A 23,674-nucleotide genomic window follows, 5' to 3' on the forward strand; every position below is an offset into this window, starting at 1 on the left:
AAATGTCGACGCTCGAGGCACTTGCCCACGGCTTGATGATTGCACTGCAGCCCGAAAACCTGCTTTGGGCGTTCCTGGGATGCCTTCTCGGGAATGTGGTCGGGGTTTTGCCAGGACTTGGCTCGGCCGGTGCGATCGCCATACTTCTACCCGTTACAACGGTCCTGCCCCCTACGGCCGCGATCATCATGCTGGCCGGATTGTTCTATGGCAGCAACTATGGCGGCACGATCACAACGATTTTGCTGAACATTCCGGGCGAAGCCTCATCCGCGATAACGGCAATCGACGGGAACCCCATGGCACGCAAGGGGCGCGCAGGGGCAGCCTTGGGGATATCGGCCATAGGCTCGTTCGTAGGGGGCGTCTTCGCGACGATTGTCCTGGCATTCGGGGCTGCACAGCTCGCCACCGTCGGTCTCATGATGGGACCTGCAGAGCGGTTCTCCCTGATGGTGTTCGCCCTGTCTCTGCTATCGGCACTTCTCGGCGCTAAGGCGGCTAAGGGAATGGCGGCAGCGTTTGCTGGCCTGCTTGTGGCATCCGTGGGCATCGATCCGGTGGTAGGCATCCCTCGCTTGACTTTTGGCAGCACCGAAATGCTCGACGGCGTGAACTTCGTCGCTGCCGTCATGGGGCTATTCGGAGTCTCTGAAGTCTTGGTCGCCCTGGAGCAGGGCGTGCGCGGAAAGATTTCCGAAAACGTGGGGCCGGTTCTGCCTACTCGGAAGGATCTGCGTGACTCCTTCGCGCCGATTGCGCGAGGCAGCTTGATTGGGACAGTCATTGGCATGATCCCCGGGACCAATGGTACTTTGGCGTCATTCCTGGCCTACGGGGCCGAAACGGCAGTGGCGAAAGACCCCACGCGCTTTGGCAAAGGTGCGATTGAGGGCGTTGCCTCGCCCGAGACGGCCAACAATGCCTTTGCGAACGCGAACTTCATTCCTTTGCTGGCGCTTGGCATTCCCGGAACTGCCTCATTGGCGATCCTGATGGGGGGAATGATGATGTACGGTCTGACGCCCGGACCTTTTCTTTTCCGGGACAATCCCGATGTCGTCTGGGCTGTGATCGCAAGCATGTTCGTCGGCAATTTCATTCTACTGGTGCTGAACGTGCCGCTGGCCTTTGTGTGGATCCAGATGTTGCGTGTCAGGTACTCCCTGCTGGCTCCAATCATCGTGCTTCTAACGCTCGTGGGCTCCTATTCGCTCATGAACAGCATGGTCGGCGTCTGGACGACGATTGCATTCGGTGCGGTGGGCTACGTCATGAAGAAGATAGACCTGCCGATCGCGCCGATGGTGTTGACGATGGTGCTCGGTCCACTGTTGGAGTCCAATATGCGCCGAGCCCTCGAGATCTCGAACGGCAATTTCTCCGTCTTCGTTGAAAGCCCCATCTCCGGAACGATCTTGCTGGCCGCCTGCCTCGTCGTCATTTTTGGCGTAGCTCGACTGGTACACCACCGACGAAATGCGCCTCCCGTCTTCGCCGACGACGAGTAGTGGTGGTTTCTTGCGGCTCGCACCAGCGCTTCTGCCGCCTCGATCAGCTCCCCGCTGAAGGCTTGATAGCCTTCATACCTAAGGCCGCCCCCTGGGCGGCCTTTTTTATGGGAAGCCCTAAAGCCCCAGCGGCAATGCAATTCTAATGCCGGAGAGCTCTGAGACCATTTGGGAAAACGTAGCGGCGATCTTATCACGCTCGGGTCCAAGTACGATCAGTTTCGCGCCGAGCTCCGCTTGCATGCGCAAGAGACCCGGTTCGGGCCAACCTTCAACCATGAGGTGCTTTCCAAGTGGCTGGAGATAGTCTGCGAGGTCCCGCAGAACATTCATCCCGGCCTTCAGCCTCCGGACGTCGACAACAATGGCGTCTACCCCGTCGGTGTCGGCAATCTGGAGCGCATTCAAGAGCCCTTTCTGGTCGCTGATCTCGCAGGCAATGAAAGTATGCTGACGACTCCATTCTCCATAGGCGGCTGCCGGGATATGTTGCGTTCGATATGGCCGGTTGGCCTCACGGTCGCCGCAAGGCGGAAACCAGGCCGATCGAATGCACTGGAGTGCAGCCTCTTTGGAGTTCACGTTCAAGACAGTCAGCGCTGTCGCTCCGAGATCAAGCGTGCGCATGATCTGATACGGGTCGTTCTCGCACTTTGCCCAGGGCACGATATTGTGCGACACGGCAGCACGGATAAGGTTTTCGAGCGTTTCCTGACCGGTTTCGTCGAAGGCGTTTTCGAAGAGAACAAAATCTGGTGCCATAAGACTGGCAACGTCGACGGTTGCCGGTGGGGTAAAGCTTAGGGCCATTCCGACAACAGTTTGCTCGTTGCCAAGCCTGTTCTTCATAACATGCCGGCCACTCTCGCCGGTACTTGTATCTGTCGCGGATCCGCGGCGCAGTTCTTCGATCAAGGGCCTGTAGCTACGAGTTTCGATATGATACTCCTCCTCGATGTTGATCACCCGCAACCCGCGCTCTACCCATCCCTTAAGCCGTTGAACCGATTCTGGATTGGATTGACCGGTCATGTAGATCTGTTTGCCGGCGGCCAGACCTTTCGCGAGGACCTCATCATAGAGTCGGCGTACCCGTGGATCCCAACGATCGGATATTCCGAGGGCAAATGCGAGGTCCGAGGGGCCAGTCGAGATGATGTCGACTTCCTTGACGGCAATGATCTCGTCGAAATTGTTCAACCCCGAGCTGTTTTCGATTGCGCAGGCCAGAATAGGTCTTTCACTGCCGGCGCAGGCGCTTAGCGCTTTGGCTGCGTGGCGGGCTTCTTCGGCACTTCCGACGCAAGGTATCATGAAGCCTTCCACGCCCATCTGCAGCGAGCGGGTAATCTCATTGGCATCGTTTCGACAGCGAACCCATGGCGAGATCGAAGCACTCCTTGCAGCATTTGTAAGGGCTTCCAGCGTTTGCTGATTGTAAGGCCAGTGGTAGAGGTCGAAGCGAACGAAGGCGCAGCCAGCCTCTGCTGCAGCCAAGACCAACGCGGGGGTAGGAATTTTCACGTGGGCGCCGATCGCAACGCGATCTTCAGCCCACAAGCGGCGAACCTTGTTCATGTCTTGAATACCCATCATCGTGGCGCGCGCGCGCAGAACACACGCCGCCGCTGAATTAAGGATGCTGTTTAACGATAGGGGAAACTAGCCCAGCCAGACGCCATCCATTTTGCGATTGTTGTCCGCTTGAGAGTGCAGATAGTATTCGTGGAGCCTCTTTGAGAACGAGGTGAAATCGGTTTTCCAAAAAAACACCAGAAACGCATAGTTCTTGAGCGCTTTGATGTTCATGTCGTCGACGACTTCTTTGCGTTTCTCCGTGTCGGGTTCCACGGATTGCCGCGAAAACAGGGCATCAACGACCGGATCCTTCATGCCCGCATAATTGGTAGATCCTTCGCTCGTGTGGTACTCCCCGAAAATCAGGTCCGGATCATTCCCGAGACCACCGATCTGGGTAGTGGCCATGTCGAAGTCGTGCTTGTTGATCTGATCGAAGTAGGTTGCACTTTCCTTGAGATCGACTGTCACCTTGATGCCGATTTCCGCGAGTTGTTCCTTCACAGTGATTGCTCGCGCTTCGTGCGTCGAAACTCCCTTTCGCGCCAGGATCTTCACCTCGAAGCCGGTACCGTATCCCGCGTCTTTGAGGAGATTTCTTGCCGCCGATCGATTGTCCGCAACGTTGCCGGAGTATCCCGATACAGTTTCTAATTGCTCCGGGGACAGTGCCCATGGTCCAGGTGGCAGAAATCCGCCCTCAGTTGCGTATCCCTGCATCGCAAACTTAATCGCGGCCCTTCGGTCAATGGCGAGGCTGATTGCCTCTCGCACCCTCAGATCGTCGAATGGTTTCCGGCCAACATTGAGGCTGATCCCATCTGCTGAAAGACTGGGCGCCTCCAAGGTGGCGATTTTGTCGCCATAGCGAAGCTTCGTATCAGCAGCCTGTTGTCCATCGATTTCACTAAAGATATCGATCTGTCCGTTGAGCAGAGTGGCGTATGCCGTGCTGTCTTCGGGCACAATATAGAAAGCGAGCTTGTCTACGAGGGGCTTTCCGGCCCGATAGTAGTCGGGGTTGCGGGCGAGCTTCACGCTTACTCCCCTTGTGTATTGCTCGAACTTAAAAGGTCCCGAGCCGACGATCTGGTCTTTGAGACTACCCGACTCCAACAGATGCTTGGGGAGTACGACCATCCAGGCCGATGCCAGAGTCGCCAGAAACACGGGTGCTGGACGCTGAAGTTTGAATACGACGGTCTGCGCGTCCGGAGTGGCAATGTCCGACACCATGCGAAAGAGATTCTTTCGTGCGCTGCTGACGCCTGCCGGGGGATTGCGCACGCGATCGAAAGTGAACTTCACATCAGCCGCAGTGAGCGGGGCGCCATCATGGAACTTGGCGGATGGCTCCAGCTCAAATGTGTAGGTCAATCCGTCGTCAGACACGTTCCACGCATTGGCGAGGTCGCCGACAATTTTGCTCGGGTCAGCTTGGTCATAGGACACCAGCGAACTGTAACACGGGGAGAGAATGGCGATGGCGATCGACGAGGTATTTGCTATGGGGTCAAACGAACTTGGGTCGCTCGACAGGCGGATGTTGACGGTTCCGCCCTTGTTTTGTTTTGCAGATGAAATGCTGGGGAGCGTCGTGGCTCCAAACGAAAATGCTGCGGCCATCAGGCCCATATTGGTCAGGAATTCGCGCCTGGTATTTCCGGTAATTAGCTTTGTCATACTGTCCTCCCTTTCTGACAAAAACCCATTCCGAGCGCCCATTTCTCGATTGGCTCGCGCCTCCGCTCTATCCCCGCAAATGGATTGCCGTTCTCTGGTAGGCTTCGCCCAGAATCGTCCGGTCTGAGCCCAGGAGAGTGACGTCGGGTGATGGTTGGTGAGGGGCGGCGGTTGCAATCAACAAAGCGCCGCTTTCCGCAACAACCGCTCGGGCGTGCTCAACTTGTTTCGCTGTAAACTTCTGTGTTCCCAGTTCCCCCGGACAAAGCACGACGCCGTGGATGCCATGAACCTGGACAATTTCTCGAATGTTCAGGATCGCTTCGTCCGTGTCGACAAGGACTGACACGAAGATGTTCTCCAGGGTCCAACTAGCGAATTCGTCCATTGTCATCCGCTGAAAGCGCAGGGGTTTGTTTGCCTCGCGCTCACCTACAGGGGGGAAGTGCGCTCGCGCGACGACGGCTCGGGCGTCGGCGGCAGTCTTCACGCCCCGCACGACCAAACCGTGAGCGCCCGTGTCAAGCTGGCTCATGATCTCCCATGCATCAGCATTCGAAAGTGTCAGAGCACAAAGGCCATGCGCATAGGCTGCGCGCACCATCGCGTCGGTCTTCTCCCGGGTCATTTCGGCGGAGCGATCATCCAGGATCACGAGATCACAGTCGCTTATGCCGGCAATTTCAACCGCAGCGGCGGATGGTATGCTGACGATCAGACCTTTGGAGGGTGACCTTGCGCCAACCAGCTGTGAGACCGAATAGAACTTTGCGCCAAGTTTATCTTCTTTTGTCACGGTTGCTTCTCTTCGTGCTTGGACGGGCTGGTCTCACTGGCAAGAAGGTGCTTCATCAGCACGCGATATTCTTCTTCTATGATGATGATGCGCGCGCCCTTGCGGATCCACACACGGGTTTTTTCCCATTCCGTCGGGGACGTGCGTGTGGAGAGGTAGACGTTCTTGCCTCGCGAAATCGATTGCTCGAGGATACGGGTATACTCAGCTTGGACCTTCGCGCTGGATTTATCGCGTTCACCCAAGGCGAATGCCAAGTCCGAGGGACCCGTTGACAAGACGTCGACGCCGGAGAGCGCGGCGATCTTCTCAAAACTCTCCAAGCCCTCCCGGTTTTCTATGGCGCATCCAAGTAGGATGTCCTCCCGTTCAATCCCGACCGCTTTCTCGACGAAGCGATCGATGGTTTGGACTGCCATGGACGCCTGACTGGCGGATGCGACACACGGCAGTGTGAATCCGCGAAAGCCGTATTCCAGCATGGAGGTAATGATGATCGGGTCGCAGGCGCATCGGACCCAAGGCGTAATATCGAGAGCGGCTGCGGTGTCAGCGATCGCGCGAAGCGTGTGTTCGTCGTACGGCCAATGGTAGTGATCGGCTCTGACGAAATCCAAACCCGCGTTGGCTGCAATCTCCACGACTGTGGGGCTGGGTATCTTGGCATGCGCGCCGATCGCCGGCGCGCCCTTTTCTATGAGTTTTCGGACACGGTTCGCCATGGTGAGGCCTCAACGGGCTTGCTGGCGATTTTGATGAATAGCGGAACCCGGCTTTTCCGTCGTCCGCTCTTCTATTGCATAGAGTTCGGGAAGACCGATCGTATCCTCCAGTTCGAGGCGAACCTTCACCATTTCCTCGTGGTCAAGTTCAGCGCGACCGGTCCGTGTGATCTCGCGATAGGTCTCCATGAGCGACTGATAAATTACCAGACCAGTTGTGATGGGGTAGGAGATGATCTTGTAGCCCATGTCGGCGAGTTCACTGGCCGACAACACCGGCCGGCCAACGCGGTTGCCATGACTGACGATCGTAGTCAGTGGCCCCTTGACGTCTTTCGGCGCTCGCTCAAGTTCCTCCATCGTATTCGGGAAGAGGATGATCGCGTCGGCCCCTGCATCTAGAAATGCATTGGCCCGGCGGATTGCCTCATCGTAGCCATGGGTCTTCAGGGTATCTGTACGGGCGAAAATGCAGAAATCCGGATCCTTTCTCGCTTCGAAGGCGGCGCTCAGCTTTTCGAGCATGTGGCCAAGTTCAATCGTGTTTTCCTGGAAATCGCGATGGTAGTGGGCGCGCTTTGGGAAAAGCTGATCTTCCATTTGCAATGCCGCGAGGCCGGCAGCTTCCATCTGCCTTACGGTATGCCACACCTGAATTGCTTCGCCGTATCCCGCGCCTGCATCGACAGAAACAGGGATATCCACGGCTGCCTGGACCTTACGAGAGGCTTCCCAGTTTTGAGTCATGTCGATGATCGGTTCAGTCAGGCAGCTTTGCGCGCCGAGCATGTAGCCGCCTACAACCAGGCTGTCGAAGCCGGCATGTTGAGCCATTCGCGCTGTCATTGGATCAGCAACCGACATGCGAAGTATGGGTTTGTCACCCTTGAGCAGGGCGCGCATCTTGGCTGCGGAAGTCGCTCGATCTGGCATGGGAACTCCGATGATAGCAATTGAGAATGAGAATCTGGTTGTATCAGGCGGTACTAATCAAACGTTATATGAAAAATCGGTTCTGTAAAGTGATATTTCGGTCTCACTAGATGAAACCATAATATCATAACGCCGACTGACCGTGTGCAGCCAGAATCACGGCCGCAATTGCGATCTAACAAGCCACGCTAGGCACAGGAGTAGCGACTGTTTGGCAAAAAATTGGGAAGGATCCAGCAAAGTCGGGGCGCAGCGCCCTACAGACGATAACCCAGTTCGCTTGAAATGCTGTGGGCCGCTTCGATGATGCGCGCCAGACAACGTTGCTTGTGAGCGTCATCAAAACGCTCTATCGGGATGGAAACGCTCAGGGCGGCGATGATGTGCCTTTCGGCATTGTAGATGGGGGCAGCGAGCGACGCACCGCCTAGAAACTTCTCGCTGTTGCTTTCGGCATAGCCCTGGCGCCGGATGCTCGCCACTTCATCCCAAAGTGAGGCCCGATCGACGATCGTATTCTCCGTGAAAGCGCGAAAGCTTCCGTTTGCCAGATAGTTCTCTATTTCGGCATCCGACATAGCCGCGAGCAATAGCTTGTTCGAGGCACCAGCATAAAGCGGCGACCGATCACCGCTCATTGAACCCCGCCTGGGCAACCGGAAGCCTTCTAGTTGATAGAGCTGCACTCTCTCATCACCCGACCGCGAGCCGATCGAAACTGTCTCATCGAGGTCGTCGCGGACGCTTTTCATCTCGGGCACGGAAACGTCCAACAGACCAGTGTGCGAAGTACGAACTGCCGCCAGGGCAGAAATCGATGGACCGAGGCAGAAATACTGATTGTCAGCCCTTTTCCCGATCAGACCGCGAGCCTGCAACGTGGTCAACAATCGATAGGCGGTTGCCTTCGAGAGATTTGCTTCCCTCGCGACTTCGCCAAGAGACATCATTGGTTGGCGCTGCGTGAACGCTTCAAGGATATCGATCGCTCGATCTACCGAGTTAACCAAATATCCCTTTTCGTTCGCCTTTGCCGTCATTCAAGAACGCCGTTGACTAATCTTCCGTCTCAAGTCCGTAGCACGTTGTTTCTCAACGTGGCAACTCGGGGAGAGCGGGGGCGAGCTTGACACCGCAAATCACCGCCCAGGTTTCGCCTGCGGGCGATCCTCACTCACGCCTTCTTGTCGCTCCTCAAATAGGGGAGCGCCAGTTCCATAATCCACGTTATGCGATTAAGTCTTTGTTTTTATTAACTATTTAGGCCATCTTTCTACACAGCCAACCCTAGCAGGCAACATTTGCATTCGCATCCCCGCCCTCCGGGATCCTGAAGCGTGTTTCATCACTAATGAGGGCAGTGTGGCCTCGTCACCCGCGATGAGGCCTTCATTTGTCCGCCTACCCCGAAATCTGCTCTTTTCATCACACAGGCGAAACTCGCCAACGGTCAACGGTCCGCCGACCCGCGTCCTTCAACCGAAGGGCGATGGAATGGCTGAAAAGCCTTCAGGCAGGACATATCCAGATTGCCGACGATGGGTCGGTTCCGGCTGAGGGCGAAATGACACCCTAAGCGAGTCCGGCCGCACTCCGATTGACTAGGCGGCGACGGTCAACGCGTAGAATGCGCCAAGCCAGACCTTTCCGCATTCTCCGAGCAGGATGGCTGTTGATCTGAGGCCCAAATCAGCATCGTCCTTGCTATCGATGTAGCATAGACGGCGTCATAGCCGATCTGCCATGCAACGGCCCAACAGCTATTGGCGCGCGTTCCGGAGGGCCCAGTTGGTCCGCAATCGGCTCGAAGCAGCCATCGCCTCAGTGATACGCAGAAGTCGAAGTGAACACTCTCATGAGAAAATCTCGAAGGATTGGGAAAGTTTGTTGGCGTGGGATGCGATGCCCACTCTCAAAGGTACGGAGCGACACTAACTGCCCAGCCTTCGAAAGAGTTCCCGCAAATTTCTCGGCCTGATCAAACGGCGCGCGGTCATCAGACTTTCCATGCAAGAGTAATGTTTCTGCACGGATTTTGTCGCAGTGATACATTGCAGAGCGATCCCAAAACGCTTTAGGCGAAAGCCCTGCCTCGGTCTCAATGGCCCGTTGTACGCCCCGCGAACTGTTTCGATACACCTCTTCGAGATCGTAGACGCCGCTCGCCAATATGATTGCTCGAAGGTCGGGTACCTGTGCGGCAACCATCGCGGAAGCGACGGCCCCCCGGCTGTTTCCGTAGAGCACAATACGAGCGGGATCGACTGTTGGTAAGCCCTTGAGGAAGTCTAAGGCAACCACAATCGCTCGTTGAGTATCCGGTCCGCAGAAGTCGGCGGGGCCGTCGGATGCACCAAAACCGGGCTGCGAAACTGCTGCCGCCGTCACATTCAGGCGAGATGAGAAATAGAGCAACGATCCGTCATCAACAGCTTCTCTTCCGCCGAGAAAAAGTCCCCGCTGATAGCCATGCACGAACAGTAGCGCGCCAGCTGGTTTGGCCGCTGAGGGCTGAGCCAAGAAAAGCTCAACAGCAGTACCATCGCCCCGATCAATCAAATGTTCCGTTATTGCCGACATCGCTATCACCGGTTGATCTTTTGAGCGAGGATACGGGGGCATCACATCCTGTCAATGACTGACGGGCGCGTGCCGGCCGAGACCGTTTCCCCATTCGACCAGTCCGGTGAGGATCTTTACAACCCCCGGCAATTTGACATTGATGCCTTTACTATCACCTGCGGCCCAACTTTCAGCGAGACGAACGAATGATGGACAGAATTTTCATCATGGGGAACGGAGGAAGTGGCAAGACGTGGTTGGCCACACAGCTGACCCACAGGCTGCAACACGCTGCGCATCACCTCGATGCCTTCCATTGGATGCCGAATTTTGCCGGCGAGCGTCCACGCGAAGAGCGTGACCGATTGGTGGCCCGGGCTATGGACGAGAGCTCTTGGGTGATGGAGGGCATTTACGGTTCGATCATCCGGCAAGTACTCCCGCGTGTGACAACGCTGATTTGGCTCGATATCTCCGACGAGGAGTGCATTTCCAACCTCCTGCAACGAGGCCAAGCAGATGGCGGAACTGAGGAGCAGTTCGAGGAACTGTTAGAATACACGCGCGGTTATCGTCTTCGGAAGAACCACCTGAATTCTTTCGAAGCCCATGAGCGCTTTTTCGAGGTGCATCCGTTGCATAAGTTAAAGCTGTGCAGCCGCTCGGAGATTGGGGCCTTCTTGGAAACGTTTGTGGGACGGGGCCCAATGGCGCTCTAAGCTTTCACTGACGAGAAGGTGCCCCTCGCGCTTGAGCGGCTCTGCATGCAGTCGCAGAGCGGCGGAATGAAGGACCTGACGTGCCTCCCGAACTTCTGGCGCATATCTCTCCGATTGGTTGGGCACACATATTACTGACCTATGACCCAAGGAAGCAACGGCTTAGAGTGTCAAGCCGGAACCGACCCCATAATCAAACATATTTCCTGCGCTTGGGGCGAAAGGCAACTCTCAGCGCCGGAGTCGTTTCAAAGTCCGGCGGTAGCCGCAGGATGCTGCCAAACCCCAGGTCGCGACTCATCTTTTGCGTTCGGCCCGATTTCAGCTTGGCGGCTCCACCATTGCGCCGAAACAGAAAAACCCCTCAGTGGCCCCAGAAGAGGTGGACCGAGATACCGAATAGGTAGGTGCTGATCAGCAGGGCAACAGGATAGCCACACATGACTTTCTCGCGCGGCCGCAACTCGTTGGATGTTTGGAACTCATTGCCCCAGGCCATCGGCGGGCCGAAGTCCACGGAGAAATCCCAGCCGTTCCGCCAGTAGAACAACAGTGACCGGACGAACCAGTAGAGAATCCAGGCCAGCACCGCGCCGAAGAAGCCCGTGAACAGGTAGGGCAGCGCTTCCGTGAAGCTCGACATGGTCATTCACCTTTAAGTTCGTGACTGCCATTCTCAAAATCATAGACCGGAAGGATCAGGACAGCAACGAGCGGTGGTCAAGGTTGCGCGTGACCCCCTTTTTTCGCGGACTATGAAGATTCGCTTTCAAGCCGGATCGCCCGCCTTGTCGCGCAAGCGAGTTCACGCTTTAAAAACTGAGCGGCACGAAAGGTCCCGACGCGCAGCTTTTACATTCCCAAGCCCAGTCCCTTTTTCAGTCCGCGCGTGAGTTCGTACTTTCGGCTCAGTTCCGCCCGATGAGCCCGATCGACAACCCGGGCGACGTCAGTGATGCGCTCGATCTTCGCCGAGTCAGTCAATCCAAGGCGGTCGAGCTCCTTCTTGAACGAGCGTGGGTCCGAATTGCCAAAGCGCTGTTCGAGACAATGCGCGATCTTCTTTGCCTCCTCGAGCGCCTCGTGTCCCTCAGGTTTGTGCGCGAGCTCTTCTACGAACTGCGCCTTCTGCGCCTGGGGCAGCTGATCCAGCTGCTTCAGGATGCCCTCACTGCGTGGGGTGAGAACAGGAACTTCGACCACGTCGCGCTTGTCCCGCTGCCAGGTCTCAGCATCGCGCTCCGCATTGAGACGCCGTGCCCAGGTCTCGGCCGCTGCTCCAACGTGATTGCCGAACGCGCGCGCGAACTGGCGAGCGGTCTTGCGCTCCTTGTTCTCACCAAGCAGCCCTACCCTGCCCCGCAACTCACCGAACTGCTCTGGACGCTCGGCGATAGATTTCGCAAGCGCATCTCCATCACTGCCTTTGTCGATGATCGCCATGGCAATCTTGGCAGCAACGCCACCCGGGTCGGCAAAGACGTTCCGACCGAGCAACTGCACCGGCTCCATTGCCCGGTCAAAATCCGGCCGGGCTTTCTCGCGGGCTATATCGTCGACGCTGCGTGCGTAGGACGTGATTGCGGGGACAAGCGGCTCGACGGTCCGACGTTGCCCGCCTGACAGATCAGGCGACGGCACAACGACTTCGCTCCGACGCTCTCGATCGTCCATTTTATTCGACGAAATTGGCGGCGAGGCCAGACCCGGACCTCGCGCAATCTGGATCTCACTGCTGACGCCAAGCTGTTCCGCAAGCCCCCGCCGTTCGGCAAAGGCGCTGGTGTAATCGAGCGACGTTTCCTTCGCGCCAGAGCGTCCCATGCTGAGGCTCAACGTCTTCATGTCCTTCAGCTCTTCGCGCCCTGCGTAGAGTTGCACTCCATCCCGATGGCGCGTCATCGCGACGTAGGAAAGATGACGGTCCATGGTCCGCGACGCCATGACAAAGGCGCGATCGACCGTCGACCCTTGCGACTTGTGAATGGTGGTGGCGTAGCCGTGATCAAAGCTTTGGTAACTGTTGACCGGTAGGGAGATGGCCCGGGCACTGTTTCTCCCGTGGGTTCCGCCGTCGACACGTAAATGTAGCGCGTCCGTCTCGACGGCCATCACCGTCCCGAGCATGCCGTTCTTCACACCGAGATCGCGGTTGTTTTCAAGCAGCACGATGCGGTCGCCGCGCGCGAAGGACCGCTCGCCGTCATTCGTTCGATAGACAATTTCCTTCCCTAGGCTGTCATGGTCTTCCGGGCCCTTCGCCAACATCCCACGTTGCTGAAGGCCTGCTCGGATCTCGGCATTGATCGCTCTGACATCCACGCGCCGATGCGCAAGCGCGATGCGTGAGCCGGACGGTCTTGTACTGGTGTCCGCCAGGTAATCGCGCACCAGTGTTGCCCTCGCCTCATCACGAGTATCGTCAAACTGGACAGCACCACGCTCCGCATAAAGCGAAAGCCCCTCGCCCGTGCGATGCGTGGCAAAGGCAACGGACGCCTCGCGTTGCCAGGCGTGCTCCTGCCTGCGGATTTCCGAGAGTTCGACCGCACCGACTTGCTCGACGATCGCCCGAAACGGCGAGCCGGCGCCGATCGCTTGCAGTTGCTCATGATCACCGACAAGAACCAGTTTGGCGCCGGAGATCTCCGCCTGGGCGACGAAGCGCGCCAGTTGGCGACTTCCGATCATGCCGGCTTCATCAATGACGAGCACGTCGTTGCTTGAGAGCTGTCCCTTGCCGTTCTGCCAACCGTATTCCCAGGAGGCGAGCGTGCGCGCGGGAATGCCGGAAGACTCCTCCAATCCTTCGGCAGCCTTGCCGGCCAGGGCAGCGCCATGCACGCGATACCCTTGGGCGGCCCAGGCGTCGCGCGCCGCGGCCAGCATCGTCGACTTGCCCGCTCCAGCAAAGCCGATCACCGCAGCTATCTGTTCAGAGCCGGTGATGTGATGAACCGCCAGACGCTGTTCGTCGCTCAACCCCACATGGCCTGTCGTCCCGGTGCGATCCGACACCCGTTCCTCCCCCGCAAGCCCAGACGGTTTCGAATTGGACGTGGCGGCCCTTGCCCGAATGGCATCGTCCTGAATACTCAGCGCCCGCTCGACATGACGACGATGGACCGGATGTCTTTCCGACTGGCGCATGCGCTCCGCCCCCGCCGCCATCGCGTGCTCGATCTCGACCATCTCGCGCGTCGAATAGCGCGCAAGCTCGGTCTCGGTTTCGGGCTTCAGTTCCACCAGCGCCGATGATGCCATGACCGCGGCAAAGGCGTTTCGAAACTGCTCCGGATTGTCGATGCAACGGTGCAACGCTCGCGCCACGTCGTGACGATCAAACACGCTCTTCTCACCGGTGATGATCGCGAGAACCTGCTCCGGTTGTCTGCGGATCAACTCGGCATTTTTTTGCGCTGCCTTCTGATCGATCCGCTCGCGCGACACGTCCAGCCCACGCCGGTCCATCTGCGACGCATGCACGCCCATATGCTCGGTCGGCTCGATCTCAAGACCGCGCTCCAGATGCGAGCGATGGTCGACGCGAATATCCAGACCGAGCCGCGTCAGATGGCGATTGGTCTGGTGCTCCCAGAGCTGCCGGATATCACGAAGCTGCATGTGCGAGGTCGGCTGATCATGGTTCAACAGCCACTTGTTCTCGCGCTCGATCAACGTCTTTTCGCCGAGCCCCTGTTCCGTCACCACCCGCGTCGTCATCACCACATGCGCGTGGAAATTCCGGATGTCGCTTTCGCCCTGTGGTAGGTGGATGGAGAAGTCGACAGCCGCGCCATAGCGGTTGGCGAGGTCACGGGCGAAGTCACGCGTCAGCGCCAGCCGATCGGCCGCATCCATCTCATGGGGAAGCGCCACTTCAAACTCGCGTGCGACGCGCGCATCCTTGCGGTTCTCGGCTTTCTCGACCGCGTTCCAGAGCGTCGAACGATCGAGCGCCCAGGCAGCCTCGACGCCATCCGGAAGCACGATCTCGGAATGCTCGACGCCCCGCTTGTTCGTGAAGTCGTGCACGATGCCGTCGCGCTCGTTCAGCATTTTTGTCGCCGTGCGATAGGCGATGGCAGCAATCGCGCTGCGGCCGCCGCTTCGAGCGATCGGTTTCATGCTGCAATGGTAGATGGCCAAGCGACACTCCCCAAAGTCGCACAACCATACCAAGCACTGAGTTGCACGGCAACTCGTAAGTGCGCCCTTCTTACTTCGTTCGCTCCGCTCTCTCCGTCCGGGATCATGCAAGATGCGCCGTCCCCATAACAATTCGGGGTTGTGCATTCCGCGCCGGCGACTAACTTCCGGCCACAACGCGCAATGGCAGAAACTCTCGGATACCACAAGCATCAGGAGAATCTCATGGCACGCAAGTCGATCTCACAGCGCCTCGCCGAACTGGAAGAGCGCAAGAAGACGCTCAAGGCTCGGCTCGGCAAACAGGAGCGCGCCCAGGACACGCGCCGCAAGATCTTGATCGGCGCACTGGTGCTGCATCGCCTGGAAAATGCCAACGACCCAGAATTCACCCGCCGACTGCGAGAATGGCTGCAACGGGAACTGCCGGGTTTTCTCGTGCGTGACGGGGACAAGGCGCTGTTCGACGACATCCTCGAACCCGCTCAGACTGAGGAGACCAGCAGGGCTGCAGAATGAGGATCACCTCTGTCCTGAAGTCGCTGATCAAGGCGCCGGTCTTTGCGATCATATCCGTCCTCTTCGGCCTGGTGCTTTCGGCGCTGATCCTGCTTTCCAACTTCCTCATCCACCTCATCGCCGGCGTCGAGTACGGCCTTGCCAACGACGTCGTCACTCTGATCGCGAAACACCTGCCGATCGCGCTTGGCGTGCTTGGCTTCATCGCCGCCTTCGTCTCGGGCGACATCGCGACCTCGGTGTTCGGATCGGCGCGTTGGGCCAACGATCGCGAACTGAAAGCGCTTGCCGCCGGCAATGACGGCTTGCTGATCGGACGCGATCCGGCGACAGGGGATCTGTTGCGTTATGATGGGCCAGCCCACCTTCTGACCATGGCGCCGACGCGGACTGGCAAGGGCGTCGGCACGGTTATTCCGAACCTTCTGACCGCCGATCGCTCGATTGTCTGCATCGATCCGAAAGGTGAGAACGCTGAGATCGCCGGCCAGGCACGCGCGCGGTTCGGTCCGGTCCATGTTCTCGATCCCTTTGAAGCCACCTGTCAGCAATCATCGGCCTACAATCCTCTCGACGTGCTCGATCCTGATGGTCTCGATGTTGCCGAAGACGCAAGCACGCTTGCCGACGCGCTCGTTCATGACGAGCCGGGCACAGGTGGCGAGGCACACTGGAACGAGGAAGCCAAAGCGCTGATATCAGGCTTGATCCTGAAGATCGTTGTCGCGGAGTCCCCCGGCCGCCGGCACCTTGGAACCTTACGCGAATATCTGACCCTGGCGCCCGAACGCTTCCTGGCGCTGCTGGCGCGCATGCAGGCGATGGATGAGGGCAATGGCCTGATTGCCCGTACTGCCAATCGTCATCTCGGCAAATCGGATCGCGAAGCCGCCGGCGTGCTGTCGGCGGCGCAACGGCATACCCATTTCCTCGACAGTCCGCGCATGACCGCGGTGCTCAGCCGGTCGGACTTTGGCTTCGCCGACCTGAAGCGGAGGAACGTGTCGATCTTCCTCGTGCTGCCGCCCGACCGGCTGTCGAGCTATGCCCGCTGGCTTCGTTTGCTCGTCGCGCAAAGCCTCTCTGCGATGGCCCGCGAACGGACCGCGCCTCGCCGTCCGGTCCTCTATCTTCTTGATGAGTTCGCAGCCCTCGGTCACCTGGCGCCGGTTGAACGTGCCATGGGTTTGATGGCCGGCTACGGTGTCCAGCTCTGGCCGATCCTGCAGGATGTGCATCAGCTCAGAGCCACCTATGGCCGGCGCGCCGGAACGTTCCTGTCGAACGCCGCGATCCTACAGGTCTTCGGCGTCAACGACATCGAGACCGCCGAGCTGATCGCGCGCACGATCGGCAAGAGGGATGCCAACTACATCACCCAATCCTGGAGCAAGGGCGCCACATCCAGTTCCGAACACATCGCCGCGCGGGATCTCATCAACGCTGACGAGATCCTGCGGCTGTCGGGAAAGAAGATGATTCTGCTGCGCCAAGGGCAGTCGCCAGCCGTCGTCGCAAAGATCCGGTATTTCGAGGACAAGGAGTTCGACGGCCTGTTCACCCGGCCGCAATAGCGAGATTGCACCACTTCAAGTCTCAGGCCACACGCACTAGATGCTCTGGCACTGAAGCGATGTCGTTGGGTCGGGTGTACGTGGACCTGTCCTGACAGATGGCAGTTTGGATTGGACGGATTACGATGGGCCAAAAACAACCGACGATCAAATCTCCTCGCGCGGGCTCAAGCCTGGTTCTGGCGCGAGAACGGGAGGTCGCTAAGACCGTGGCGATCAATGCCCTTCTCATTCGACCCATCGCCGTTCTTCCCTCCAGGGTTGGCGATCCGATCCGGCCGTTTGCGCTCGGGCTCTGGAACGACATCCGCCCGCTTCTGAAGCCGGACGTGAGCGTCTCGGCATTGCGCAAGGCGCTGGCAACCTACGTGCACGCGCGCAGCTACCAGGTCGCGGTCGCACGGCCGGGTTCTATGCGCCATGACATCAATGGCGAGCCGGTTGGGCCGGTCTCAGATGCCGATCGTCTGGATGCGCTGAAGAAGTACGAAGGCTTTAAGGCGCGCAATGGGTCCAGTGTCGACGCATCAGCATCTTCTCTCGCCGCATCAGCGTCAAAGCGCGATGCGATCAGCGCTCATCTGCTCCGACGCAAAGACGCGCCGCGCTAGAAAAGGCGGCGCTTCCGTCAGCAGTTCATAAAGCCAGGCCCGAACAGTTGCGAGCGATGTTCGCCGAAACCTCGTTCATCACGAAAAAGAATCGATGGCGCCGGACGGATTCATAAGTGTCGTTGGACGGTCGGTCGGGAACGCGCGATTCTGCGGGCATGATCACGCAGCCCTATCGTTTGTATACCGAGCGCAGAGACGCGACCCGGAACATGGCGCGGTTCTATTCGCTTGAGATCGGCAGCAACCTCTTCGGCGAAATCTGCCTTACCCGCCGCTGGGGACGCATTGGTGCGCTGGGGCAAACGGCAGCCCACGGGTTCTCTCGGGAGGACGAAGCTATTCGTCTCTTCCTTGTGCTAGTGCGCCGAAAGCTTCGGCGCGGGTATCGCCCGCGGATGCGGGCGCCGGTAGAAAAGCCGGTCACCTGATCTTGGTCGCCCCGCACGCGGGGCGACGCCGGCAAAATGCCTCCAAGCTGGATTTGAAACATCCAGCCCGGAGGCCAAAGACGATGGAAACATCTTCCCTATGCCATAGCCGGATCGCCGGCGGTGGCTGCCGCATCCTCGACGGTCGGCTGCAAACCGTGAAGGTAGGTCACCGCACGTTCGGCGTGGGCGGCCATCTGGAACACGGCGCGCTTGTCGTTCTTCAGCACTTTCAGCCATGAGGCGATATAGGCGGCATGATCCTCGCGCGGTTCGATCGCAATGCCAAGGTCGGCTGAGAGGAAGACGCTGCCAAGTTCCGCGACCAGTTCCTCCTTCGCATATCCTTCGTCGCCCCATTTTTGATGGCCAAGGTTTCGGTCAAGCCGGGTGCTCTTCATCGTCCAATGGATGCATTCATGGCCGAGAGTTGACGCATGGGCTTCGGCCGAAACGAACGCGTCGAAGACGGGCACCTGAATGAAGTCCCCGGCGGGATGATAGAACGCCCTGTTGCCGCCATAGCGGATGTCGGCGTTGAGATTGGCGAAGAACCGATCGGCAGCCTCGATACGTTGCTTATCCTCCCCCTCGACCAGTGCGGTCTCGAAGGCGTAGTAGCGCGACGGCAGGCCATCGATCTGGTCGGCGTTGAACACATTGTAGCCCCTCATGAACGGGATACGGCGTTCAATTTCCGCCCCTTCTTCGTCCGTCTCCTTGCGCTCGATCGCGTTAGCATAGACAACGAGGGTGGATTTTTCGCCCTTGCGCACATTGCCACCGAGCTCCTGCGCCTGCCGAAACGTCATCCAGTAGCGCGAGCTATAGCCGCGCTCGGCCGCGGTCATCCAGAGCAAAACCGTGTTGATGCCGCGATAAGCGACCCCGTTGTGCCGCATTGGCCGAACTGGCGTGCCGCCAGCACCCCATGGCTGCATCCACGGTCGCGTGCCGGCCTCCAGCTGCTCGACGATGCGAGCCGTGATGCGCTCATAGATGTCACTGACGGTCGTGGTGGTCTCGGTTGCCTTTCCCATGTCCTTGCCCTTTCCTTGGATCGCGTGAAGCGGGAGCCCTTCGCTCCTGCTTCCGAGCTCGTGCGGAACAGCGGGGGATTGGGGTGCAAGCGGCTGCGCGGGGAACCGGCTGCACGGAACGCAACGTCAGTGGAGTGGAGGAAGCTGGGCGGCAGCCGCTTGAAGGGGCGAAGGGGGCGGAGCTCCCCCGGCCCCTCACCTCACGAAAAATGTGGCGGCACAAGCCGCGCGAAAGAGATTCGCCGCGCCGACCAGGAAGTGCGCGGATGACACGGGCTCACGTACTGAGCGAGTGAGGATCAGGTCACCCGTCGCGCGATGTGAGGAACTTTCGCGTTGAAAAAACTTCGCAGCCTTGCGAGGCCCGCACTGCAAATGAGGATAGGCTCACTGCAGCTAGTCGGATACTGTCCCCAGAGGTGGATGTTTGGGCTTAGAAAACCGGACGCCAGCCCCGCCCCCGTTTTCGGGGATGAACTCGATGCCCGCGGCTTCGAAGGCAATACGTATCGCCTCCAGGGTCGCCGAATACCCTGGGCGCCCAGCCTCAATCCGGGAAACCGTAGCGGCCGTGATATTGGCTCGACTTGCCAGATCTCGGACACCCCACTTCAAAGCAGCCCGCGCCATTCGGACCTGATCGGCAGTCAACATTATAACCTTGACATAATCTCTGGATGATTCAAACTCACTGCGATGGTCAAAGCGGCCACGAACGGTGCTTGCGACACCGTCCGTAGCCTGACCGCAATTCAAGCTTTAGGGAGCTCGGATCATGGCTGATTCTGAGATTAGCAGAACTTTGCCTGCAATTACGCGTAGAATTAAAGACGCGGACGATGACGCCCCCAAAAACCTTCCAAACCGGATCGATCGTCGTAACCTCCTGCCAGTGGCCGGACGCATGCTGGGCACGCGCATTGCAGAACTTGACGGGCGAAGGGAAAGCGGTCCAACGCCCGTCAGGGAGCTGTGGCCGCGCTGGTACGCGTACCATCATCACTGCCTCCGAGCCGCCCTCCTCCGAAAAAGGCTTGCTTCGGACATGCTGGCGGCCGCCGGCGCTTTGCCGATTTCTGAACTGAATACAGTTGGAGACGACGGCGCCGTGGCGATCCGCTCATCGGCCTCCCTCCACCGCATCGCGCAGCTGAACGTCGGCGCCGGACAGGCAGAACTGAACGAGCGCCAGAAACGGTGGAAGGAGGCTGATCAGCGCCTTGGCTACAGCGCAGTCGCCGCTCTCGAACAGGAACTCGCAGAGCAGACCGGGGTACTGGGGCGGGTGATGTTGATCGCACCAGTCTCCTCAGTGATCGAAGTCGCTGCAAAGCTACATTGTTTAATCGTTACGCACGATCCAGTCCTGAAGCTCGAGGACGCCCCCTGGCCAGAGCTGCGGAGGATGTTGAAGGACCTGATCCGTATCACGGGGACGAAAAGTCCAAAAGCGTCCGCCCAGACGGCTGAAGACGCGGTCGAAACCGACCACGACGTTTCACCCTGACGGGAAGGTTTATCAGGATGGACCGGCGCGAAACAGCAAGCGGACGAGACCTTCTAAACCTGGCGGCGCAATACAGAGTCGCCGCCGTCAAGCTGGGAGAGACCTCATCCAAGCCCACCGACCTTCCGCAACGGTTGCTGGCCCTTCACGCCATCGAGCTTTATCTCGACGCTCTTCTTCTGACCAAAGGATTCGGTCACGACACGAGCCTCCAACATAATCTTGGCGAGCGGGCGCAAATAGCGGTGGCCGTGGGGCTTGTCCTGCGCAAACGCACCCTGGCGCACCTGTTGACGCTCTCCTCAAGCACAGAGTATCTCGTCGTCAGGTATGCTCCTGAGCGGACGTCCACGCTCTCGCAGGTGAACAGGGCCATGGCGACACTTGAAGAGATCTCGAGGAAGGTCCCGAAGATGGTGAAGTCGAAGTAATTGAGTGACTGAGTGACACTGACCGTCATGGATAGCGAAGCCATGGCGGCTTCCCCCAAGCGACAGCTTGCACGAATTCACTTCGCTTACCGAACCCTCGGGCGATCGCTCTATCTCACGTCGCCGCGGCTTCGTCGCTTAATGGCTGGAGCGTCTTTGTCGGATGCAGGGGATGCCGGGTGTAAGGAGAAGTTGAACGCAAAGCCTTGGTGACGAGATTCAAGGCAACCTTCCCGCTATCCAGGCTCCGACGCGCCCTTGTCGGCAGGTGTGAGCGAATGTGCGCCGATGAGCTGGACCAGTCTGAACGGTGGCTGCGGTCGTCGGGCAACGAGACCCTGGGAGACGGCCGGAAGCGCCTGGATTTTTTAGAACTGACATTCCTGCCGCGTTGTCTGTCAGGCAACGTTCCCCGGAATCTGTGCCGCCAGCACCGCCTGAATCTCCGTGAGTTTGAAGGAGAAGCACATCCCTGCGGACTTCGCGCTGACCCGGAGGAGGCCGCTCTCGACCAGCGTATGGAGGTGCTTATAGACCAATCCCGACGGCAGGCCGACCGCGGCGGCGAGCCGGCCCGCCGACAAACGCCGATCGGCAAGAACAGCCAACAATAAGAGCCTCTTCGGATGGGCGATGGCCTGCAAGAGTTTCGCCCCATTGTGGGCCTGCTGTTCGTTCAGTTCAATTGTCGTCATGGTCGGGTCGTTGCCTTGATCGGGCCTGGTCGCCGCCATCTCCAACTCCGCCAGTTGGAACTCCATGTGATCAATCAGCCGGGCGTGACGCTCTGCCTTCGGGCCATAAAGCTGCCGCTCGAGTTTTTCGATGCGCAGCTTCTGCCGAGCAATGACGGCAAGATCCTCCGAGGCCTTGGCCTTGGCAACGGCAAGTTCAGCCTCGATCTGGGCACCCTTGGCGCGTGCCGCTATGAGCTCTGCTCGCAGGGCGGCAACATCGTCGGGAAGCAAATCGGGGCTAGTTTCCATGCCCGAAGTGAATCACAGACGCCCTGATTTGCCTAGCATTTCAAAGGACTTGTTGCGGAATAATCGCCCTTCGGACGGTCACCCGGCACTGGTCGGGCGCCAAGTCTGTTGCGGGTTTCGCCAATCAATCCCCTCCAGCAGATAGGACATCTGACCGGCGGTCAGCGCGATCGCGCCATCCTCGGTCGCCGGCCAAATGAAGCGGCCGCGCTCGAGCCGCTTCGCATACAGCGATAGGCCGATCCCATCATCCCAAAGGGCCTTTATCAGTCGGCCGCTGCGACCGCGAAAGACGAAGACGTCACCCTTAAACGGATCGCGGCCGAGGCCCTCCTGCACCAGCAGCGCCAGACCCTGCATGCCCTTGCGCATGTCGCAGTGACCGCTTGCGATCCACACCCGCACCCCGGAACTGATCGGGATCATTTGAGCGCTCGCATGATCGCGGCTGCCAGGTCGCATGGCGCTGCTGCGCCAATCCTCACCTTCACACCATTCGGGAAGTCCACGCACATGGCCGGCTCGGCCGCATCACCATTGTTCGGAACGTCAACGAGCTTGGCCGGGACGAACGCCGGACCGGCTTCCTGCGCCAAAGCTTGCCGTCGCCAAGTATAGATCAGCCCAGTCGCAACATCGAAACGCCGTGCGACTTCGCAAACCACCGCGCCTGGCGCGAAAGCCTCGGCCAGAATCTGCGCGCGATCTTCCAACGACCATCGCCGACGCCGCTCCGGCCCCGTCAGCAAAACTGCATGTCCCATGTTCAATGCACTCTTAAGCCCACTCTTAAGAGCGCAGACTCACGGGAGACGCGGAACTTCGCAAGGCGGTTCCCGCCGAAGGGATACGAACCGTCTCAGTTTCTAGCGGTAAATCTCGAGTTTGCGGTTCCGGTGGTTCGAGTGAGTGCTGTAGACGAAGATGCGATTGAGGTCGCGGTCGGTCAGCAGGCGCAGGAAGCGCGCTTCGACGACGTTGTTGGCATGCACCCGCTTCAACAGGCAACCGACCATCTGAATGCGCGCGCTCGGTATATCCAGGTAAAAATTCTGCGGCAAACGAAACTGGGTGGCGATGCCGAGCACGGCGCCGCTTTTCGACAGCTTCAGGATCTCGCAACGGCGCGCGCTCAGTTGGGGCATGCCCTTTTCGGTATATTCGTGCGCGCTTCGTTGCGCGTGTCCTCCATCGGAAAGTTCGCCTCGCGATCCTACATGAAGGACTCTTCCTTGTTCAGGAAGTGTTGCTGCATTACCGGCGCTGCGCCTCTCGTAGATATGCCCTTCCTACCCCATTTTGGGACATATTAGCGCCAGTGATTTAACAGAGGGTTTGACTGGACGGTTGCATTCACGATGTGTTGCTATTCAAATGTCTGCGGGCGCCGTGGCTCCGCCCCCTTAAACGGATACGAACAGGCGGGCGATATGATGATTAGCTCCGGATTTGCGAACAAACTCATCGCGGTCCGAGCTTGAACAATCCGTTTGCTGTCACTAAAGAGCTTTTCGGGTGGGGCCTGTAGCTCAATGGTTAGAGCCGTCGGCTCATAACCGATTGGTTGCAGGTTCGAGTCCTGCCGGGCCCACCATATTTCGTGCTCAGCGCCACACAGGTAAAAAGTCAACTGTATCGCTCGAAGGGCGTGGGCCTGCGCTTGTGAGGCAGCCGGATTAAATGGGATGCGTTCCTCCGGCTTGGTTCACCGCTTGCTCGTCCCAAGCGCTTTGTCAGATGGGCCATTCGGGTTTGGGGTTGGCGTTTCTCTTGTATCGCGCGGCGGAGGGCTTCGGTCGTCGGGGGCTGGTGACGTTTTCTTTTTGTCGGGCGGGCGCCGCGGCGTGTCTTTTGGGTCGACCCTTGGCGGCGAAACAACGTTCTTGGTCATGGCAGTTTTCCCATCCTGATTGCGACCGTCT

The 23,674-nt window shown here is 58.8% G+C and carries 22 protein-coding genes, 1 tRNA gene and 3 pseudogenes; 9 read left to right on the forward strand and 17 right to left on the reverse strand.

All coding sequences use genetic code 11. From position 1 onward, the window contains the following. Window positions 1–2 precede the first annotated feature (2 nt). Window positions 3–1,511 carry a tripartite tricarboxylate transporter permease gene (locus tag BLU15_RS32750; RefSeq protein WP_090301134.1) on the forward strand — a complete coding sequence of 503 codons (1,509 nt, stop codon included), beginning with the start codon at window positions 3–5 and terminating at the stop codon, window positions 1,509–1,511. 117 nt (window positions 1,512–1,628) lie between these two features. On the opposite strand, the gene BLU15_RS32755 is transcribed toward BLU15_RS32750, so the two are convergent. The 8 genes and pseudogenes from BLU15_RS32755 to BLU15_RS32785 all read right to left on the reverse strand — a co-directional run bounded on the left by BLU15_RS32755 (window position 1,629) and on the right by BLU15_RS32785 (window position 9,803). Beyond that, complete coding sequence (locus BLU15_RS32755; protein ID WP_090301136.1) at window positions 1,629–3,107, reverse strand: aldolase/citrate lyase family protein; 1,479 nt, start codon at window positions 3,105–3,107, stop codon at window positions 1,629–1,631. Between the two features lie 66 nt (window positions 3,108–3,173). Continuing rightward, the gene (locus BLU15_RS32760) at window positions 3,174–4,772 is read right to left on the reverse strand and encodes an ABC transporter substrate-binding protein (RefSeq protein WP_176960430.1); all 1,599 of its coding nucleotides are present in this window, start codon (window positions 4,770–4,772) and stop codon (window positions 3,174–3,176) included. A 67-nt stretch (window positions 4,773–4,839) separates the two neighbouring features. Further along, window positions 4,840–5,568: an aldolase/citrate lyase family protein gene (locus tag BLU15_RS32765; RefSeq protein WP_090301140.1), complete on the reverse strand. Its 729-nt coding sequence runs from the start codon at window positions 5,566–5,568 to the stop codon at window positions 4,840–4,842. Further along, complete coding sequence (locus BLU15_RS32770) at window positions 5,565–6,290, reverse strand: aldolase/citrate lyase family protein (RefSeq protein ID WP_090301142.1); 726 nt, start codon at window positions 6,288–6,290, stop codon at window positions 5,565–5,567. The genes BLU15_RS32765 and BLU15_RS32770 overlap by 4 nt, the downstream gene beginning before the upstream one ends. A 9-nt stretch (window positions 6,291–6,299) precedes the next feature. Then, the gene (locus BLU15_RS32775; protein WP_090301144.1) at window positions 6,300–7,223 is read right to left on the reverse strand and encodes an isocitrate lyase/PEP mutase family protein; all 924 of its coding nucleotides are present in this window, start codon (window positions 7,221–7,223) and stop codon (window positions 6,300–6,302) included. A gap of 257 nt (window positions 7,224–7,480) precedes the next feature. Continuing rightward, on the reverse strand, window positions 7,481–8,263 hold the full coding sequence (locus tag BLU15_RS32780) for an IclR family transcriptional regulator (protein ID WP_090301146.1): 783 nt from the start codon (window positions 8,261–8,263) through the stop codon (window positions 7,481–7,483). A 564-nt stretch (window positions 8,264–8,827) separates the two neighbouring features. After that, window positions 8,828–8,976 (reverse strand): annotated as a pseudogene (locus BLU15_RS40355) (4-hydroxybenzoate octaprenyltransferase); the annotation flags it as partial. A gap of 68 nt (window positions 8,977–9,044) precedes the next feature. Continuing rightward, window positions 9,045–9,803 carry an alpha/beta hydrolase family protein gene (locus BLU15_RS32785; RefSeq protein WP_090301148.1) on the reverse strand — a complete coding sequence of 253 codons (759 nt, stop codon included), beginning with the start codon at window positions 9,801–9,803 and terminating at the stop codon, window positions 9,045–9,047. A 188-nt stretch (window positions 9,804–9,991) separates the two neighbouring features. On the opposite strand from BLU15_RS32785, the gene BLU15_RS32790 reads away from it, so the two are divergent. Then, window positions 9,992–10,504 (forward strand): P-loop NTPase family protein, encoded by a 513-nt coding sequence (locus BLU15_RS32790; protein WP_090301150.1) that lies wholly within the window; start codon window positions 9,992–9,994, stop codon window positions 10,502–10,504. A gap of 364 nt (window positions 10,505–10,868) precedes the next feature. Here the strand turns inward: BLU15_RS32790 and BLU15_RS32795 are convergent, their stop codons facing one another. After that, window positions 10,869–11,147, reverse strand: a complete 279-nt coding sequence (locus BLU15_RS32795) for a hypothetical protein (protein WP_143034314.1) — start codon at window positions 11,145–11,147, stop codon at window positions 10,869–10,871. Between the two features lie 209 nt (window positions 11,148–11,356). Continuing rightward, on the reverse strand, window positions 11,357–14,653 hold the full coding sequence (gene traA, locus BLU15_RS32800; protein WP_090301154.1) for a Ti-type conjugative transfer relaxase TraA: 3,297 nt from the start codon (window positions 14,651–14,653) through the stop codon (window positions 11,357–11,359). 225 nt (window positions 14,654–14,878) lie between these two features. On the opposite strand from traA, the gene BLU15_RS32805 reads away from it, so the two are divergent. The 4 genes from BLU15_RS32805 (at window position 14,879) to BLU15_RS32820 (ending at window position 17,788) form a co-directional block, all read left to right on the forward strand. Continuing rightward, window positions 14,879–15,172, forward strand: a complete 294-nt coding sequence (locus BLU15_RS32805) for a mobilization protein (protein ID WP_090301156.1) — start codon at window positions 14,879–14,881, stop codon at window positions 15,170–15,172. Next, entirely contained in the window at window positions 15,169–16,746 is a 1,578-nt protein-coding gene (locus BLU15_RS32810; protein ID WP_090301158.1) for a type IV secretory system conjugative DNA transfer family protein, read from the forward strand. The genes BLU15_RS32805 and BLU15_RS32810 overlap by 4 nt, the downstream gene beginning before the upstream one ends. Before the next feature lie 209 nt (window positions 16,747–16,955). Next, the gene (locus tag BLU15_RS32815; RefSeq protein WP_244546887.1) at window positions 16,956–17,357 is read left to right on the forward strand and encodes a ProQ/FINO family protein; all 402 of its coding nucleotides are present in this window, start codon (window positions 16,956–16,958) and stop codon (window positions 17,355–17,357) included. A gap of 158 nt (window positions 17,358–17,515) precedes the next feature. Further along, on the forward strand, window positions 17,516–17,788 hold the full coding sequence (locus tag BLU15_RS32820) for a WGR domain-containing protein (protein ID WP_090301162.1): 273 nt from the start codon (window positions 17,516–17,518) through the stop codon (window positions 17,786–17,788). A 98-nt stretch (window positions 17,789–17,886) separates the two neighbouring features. Here BLU15_RS32820 and BLU15_RS32825 read toward each other — a convergent pair whose 3' ends face one another. Both BLU15_RS32825 and BLU15_RS32830 read right to left on the reverse strand, forming a co-directional pair. Beyond that, on the reverse strand, window positions 17,887–18,828 hold the full coding sequence (locus tag BLU15_RS32825) for an ArdC family protein (protein WP_090301164.1): 942 nt from the start codon (window positions 18,826–18,828) through the stop codon (window positions 17,887–17,889). Between the two features lie 396 nt (window positions 18,829–19,224). Then, the gene (locus BLU15_RS32830; RefSeq protein ID WP_090301184.1) at window positions 19,225–19,458 is read right to left on the reverse strand and encodes a helix-turn-helix domain-containing protein; all 234 of its coding nucleotides are present in this window, start codon (window positions 19,456–19,458) and stop codon (window positions 19,225–19,227) included. Window positions 19,459–19,603: 145 nt separating this feature from the next. On the opposite strand from BLU15_RS32830, the gene BLU15_RS40360 reads away from it, so the two are divergent. Together BLU15_RS40360 and BLU15_RS40365 are read left to right on the forward strand one after the other, a co-directional pair. Then, entirely contained in the window at window positions 19,604–20,335 is a 732-nt protein-coding gene (locus BLU15_RS40360; protein ID WP_244546888.1) for a hypothetical protein, read from the forward strand. 17 nt (window positions 20,336–20,352) lie between these two features. Beyond that, the gene (locus BLU15_RS40365) at window positions 20,353–20,766 is read left to right on the forward strand and encodes a hypothetical protein (RefSeq protein WP_244546889.1); all 414 of its coding nucleotides are present in this window, start codon (window positions 20,353–20,355) and stop codon (window positions 20,764–20,766) included. Window positions 20,767–21,164: 398 nt separating this feature from the next. Here the strand turns inward: BLU15_RS40365 and BLU15_RS40370 are convergent, their stop codons facing one another. The 5 genes and pseudogenes from BLU15_RS40370 to BLU15_RS32855 all read right to left on the reverse strand — a co-directional run bounded on the left by BLU15_RS40370 (window position 21,165) and on the right by BLU15_RS32855 (window position 22,944). Further along, window positions 21,165–21,500: a helix-turn-helix domain-containing protein gene (locus tag BLU15_RS40370; protein ID WP_371590256.1), complete on the reverse strand. Its 336-nt coding sequence runs from the start codon at window positions 21,498–21,500 to the stop codon at window positions 21,165–21,167. Beyond that, window positions 21,480–21,752: pseudogene (locus BLU15_RS40375) on the reverse strand (IS66 family transposase); the annotation flags it as partial. The gene BLU15_RS40370 and the pseudogene BLU15_RS40375, both read right to left, overlap by 21 nt. A 78-nt stretch (window positions 21,753–21,830) precedes the next feature. After that, complete coding sequence (gene tnpB, locus BLU15_RS32845) at window positions 21,831–22,178, reverse strand: IS66 family insertion sequence element accessory protein TnpB (protein ID WP_090301168.1); 348 nt, start codon at window positions 22,176–22,178, stop codon at window positions 21,831–21,833. Then, window positions 22,175–22,516 carry an IS66-like element accessory protein TnpA gene (locus BLU15_RS32850; RefSeq protein ID WP_090301170.1) on the reverse strand — a complete coding sequence of 114 codons (342 nt, stop codon included), beginning with the start codon at window positions 22,514–22,516 and terminating at the stop codon, window positions 22,175–22,177. The genes tnpB and BLU15_RS32850 overlap by 4 nt, the downstream gene beginning before the upstream one ends. Before the next feature lie 102 nt (window positions 22,517–22,618). Next, a pseudogene (locus tag BLU15_RS32855) lies at window positions 22,619–22,944 on the reverse strand (hypothetical protein). Window positions 22,945–23,270: 326 nt separating this feature from the next. Here BLU15_RS32855 and BLU15_RS32860 point away from each other — a divergent pair. Then, window positions 23,271–23,346, forward strand: a tRNA-Ile gene (locus BLU15_RS32860). Window positions 23,347–23,674: the final 328 nt, after the last annotated feature.

It is taken from the genome of Ensifer sp. YR511, from assembly GCF_900103045.1.
GTDB classification, from domain to species: domain Bacteria; phylum Pseudomonadota; class Alphaproteobacteria; order Rhizobiales; family Rhizobiaceae; genus Ensifer; species Ensifer adhaerens.

What these genes read in the sequence shown, in the direction of transcription:
- BLU15_RS32850 (WP_090301170.1), bottom strand. Translation starts at nt 22,516, where the DNA reads ATGGGACATGCAGTTTTGCTGACGGGGCCGGAGCGGCGTCGGCGATGG.
- BLU15_RS32790 (WP_090301150.1), top strand. Translation starts at nt 9,992, where the DNA reads ATGATGGACAGAATTTTCATCATGGGGAACGGAGGAAGTGGCAAGACG.
- BLU15_RS32830 (WP_090301184.1), bottom strand. Translation starts at nt 19,458, where the DNA reads ATGGCGCGGGCTGCTTTGAAGTGGGGTGTCCGAGATCTGGCAAGTCGA.
- BLU15_RS32755 (WP_090301136.1), bottom strand. Translation starts at nt 3,107, where the DNA reads ATGATGGGTATTCAAGACATGAACAAGGTTCGCCGCTTGTGGGCTGAA.
- BLU15_RS32750 (WP_090301134.1), top strand. Translation starts at nt 3, where the DNA reads ATGTCGACGCTCGAGGCACTTGCCCACGGCTTGATGATTGCACTGCAG.
- BLU15_RS32780 (WP_090301146.1), bottom strand. Translation starts at nt 8,263, where the DNA reads ATGACGGCAAAGGCGAACGAAAAGGGATATTTGGTTAACTCGGTAGAT.
- BLU15_RS32825 (WP_090301164.1), bottom strand. Translation starts at nt 18,828, where the DNA reads ATGGGAAAGGCAACCGAGACCACCACGACCGTCAGTGACATCTATGAG.
- BLU15_RS32775 (WP_090301144.1), bottom strand. Translation starts at nt 7,223, where the DNA reads ATGCCAGATCGAGCGACTTCCGCAGCCAAGATGCGCGCCCTGCTCAAG.
- BLU15_RS32785 (WP_090301148.1), bottom strand. Translation starts at nt 9,803, where the DNA reads ATGTCGGCAATAACGGAACATTTGATTGATCGGGGCGATGGTACTGCT.
- BLU15_RS32795 (WP_143034314.1), bottom strand. Translation starts at nt 11,147, where the DNA reads ATGTCGAGCTTCACGGAAGCGCTGCCCTACCTGTTCACGGGCTTCTTC.
- BLU15_RS32760 (WP_176960430.1), bottom strand. Translation starts at nt 4,772, where the DNA reads ATGACAAAGCTAATTACCGGAAATACCAGGCGCGAATTCCTGACCAAT.
- BLU15_RS40370 (WP_371590256.1), bottom strand. Translation starts at nt 21,500, where the DNA reads ATGGCGGCGACCAGGCCCGATCAAGGCAACGACCCGACCATGACGACA.
- BLU15_RS32820 (WP_090301162.1), top strand. Translation starts at nt 17,516, where the DNA reads ATGATCACGCAGCCCTATCGTTTGTATACCGAGCGCAGAGACGCGACC.
- BLU15_RS32810 (WP_090301158.1), top strand. Translation starts at nt 15,169, where the DNA reads ATGAGGATCACCTCTGTCCTGAAGTCGCTGATCAAGGCGCCGGTCTTT.
- BLU15_RS40365 (WP_244546889.1), top strand. Translation starts at nt 20,353, where the DNA reads ATGGACCGGCGCGAAACAGCAAGCGGACGAGACCTTCTAAACCTGGCG.
- tnpB (WP_090301168.1), bottom strand. Translation starts at nt 22,178, where the DNA reads ATGATCCCGATCAGTTCCGGGGTGCGGGTGTGGATCGCAAGCGGTCAC.
- BLU15_RS32770 (WP_090301142.1), bottom strand. Translation starts at nt 6,290, where the DNA reads ATGGCGAACCGTGTCCGAAAACTCATAGAAAAGGGCGCGCCGGCGATC.
- BLU15_RS32805 (WP_090301156.1), top strand. Translation starts at nt 14,879, where the DNA reads ATGGCACGCAAGTCGATCTCACAGCGCCTCGCCGAACTGGAAGAGCGC.
- BLU15_RS40360 (WP_244546888.1), top strand. Translation starts at nt 19,604, where the DNA reads ATGGCTGATTCTGAGATTAGCAGAACTTTGCCTGCAATTACGCGTAGA.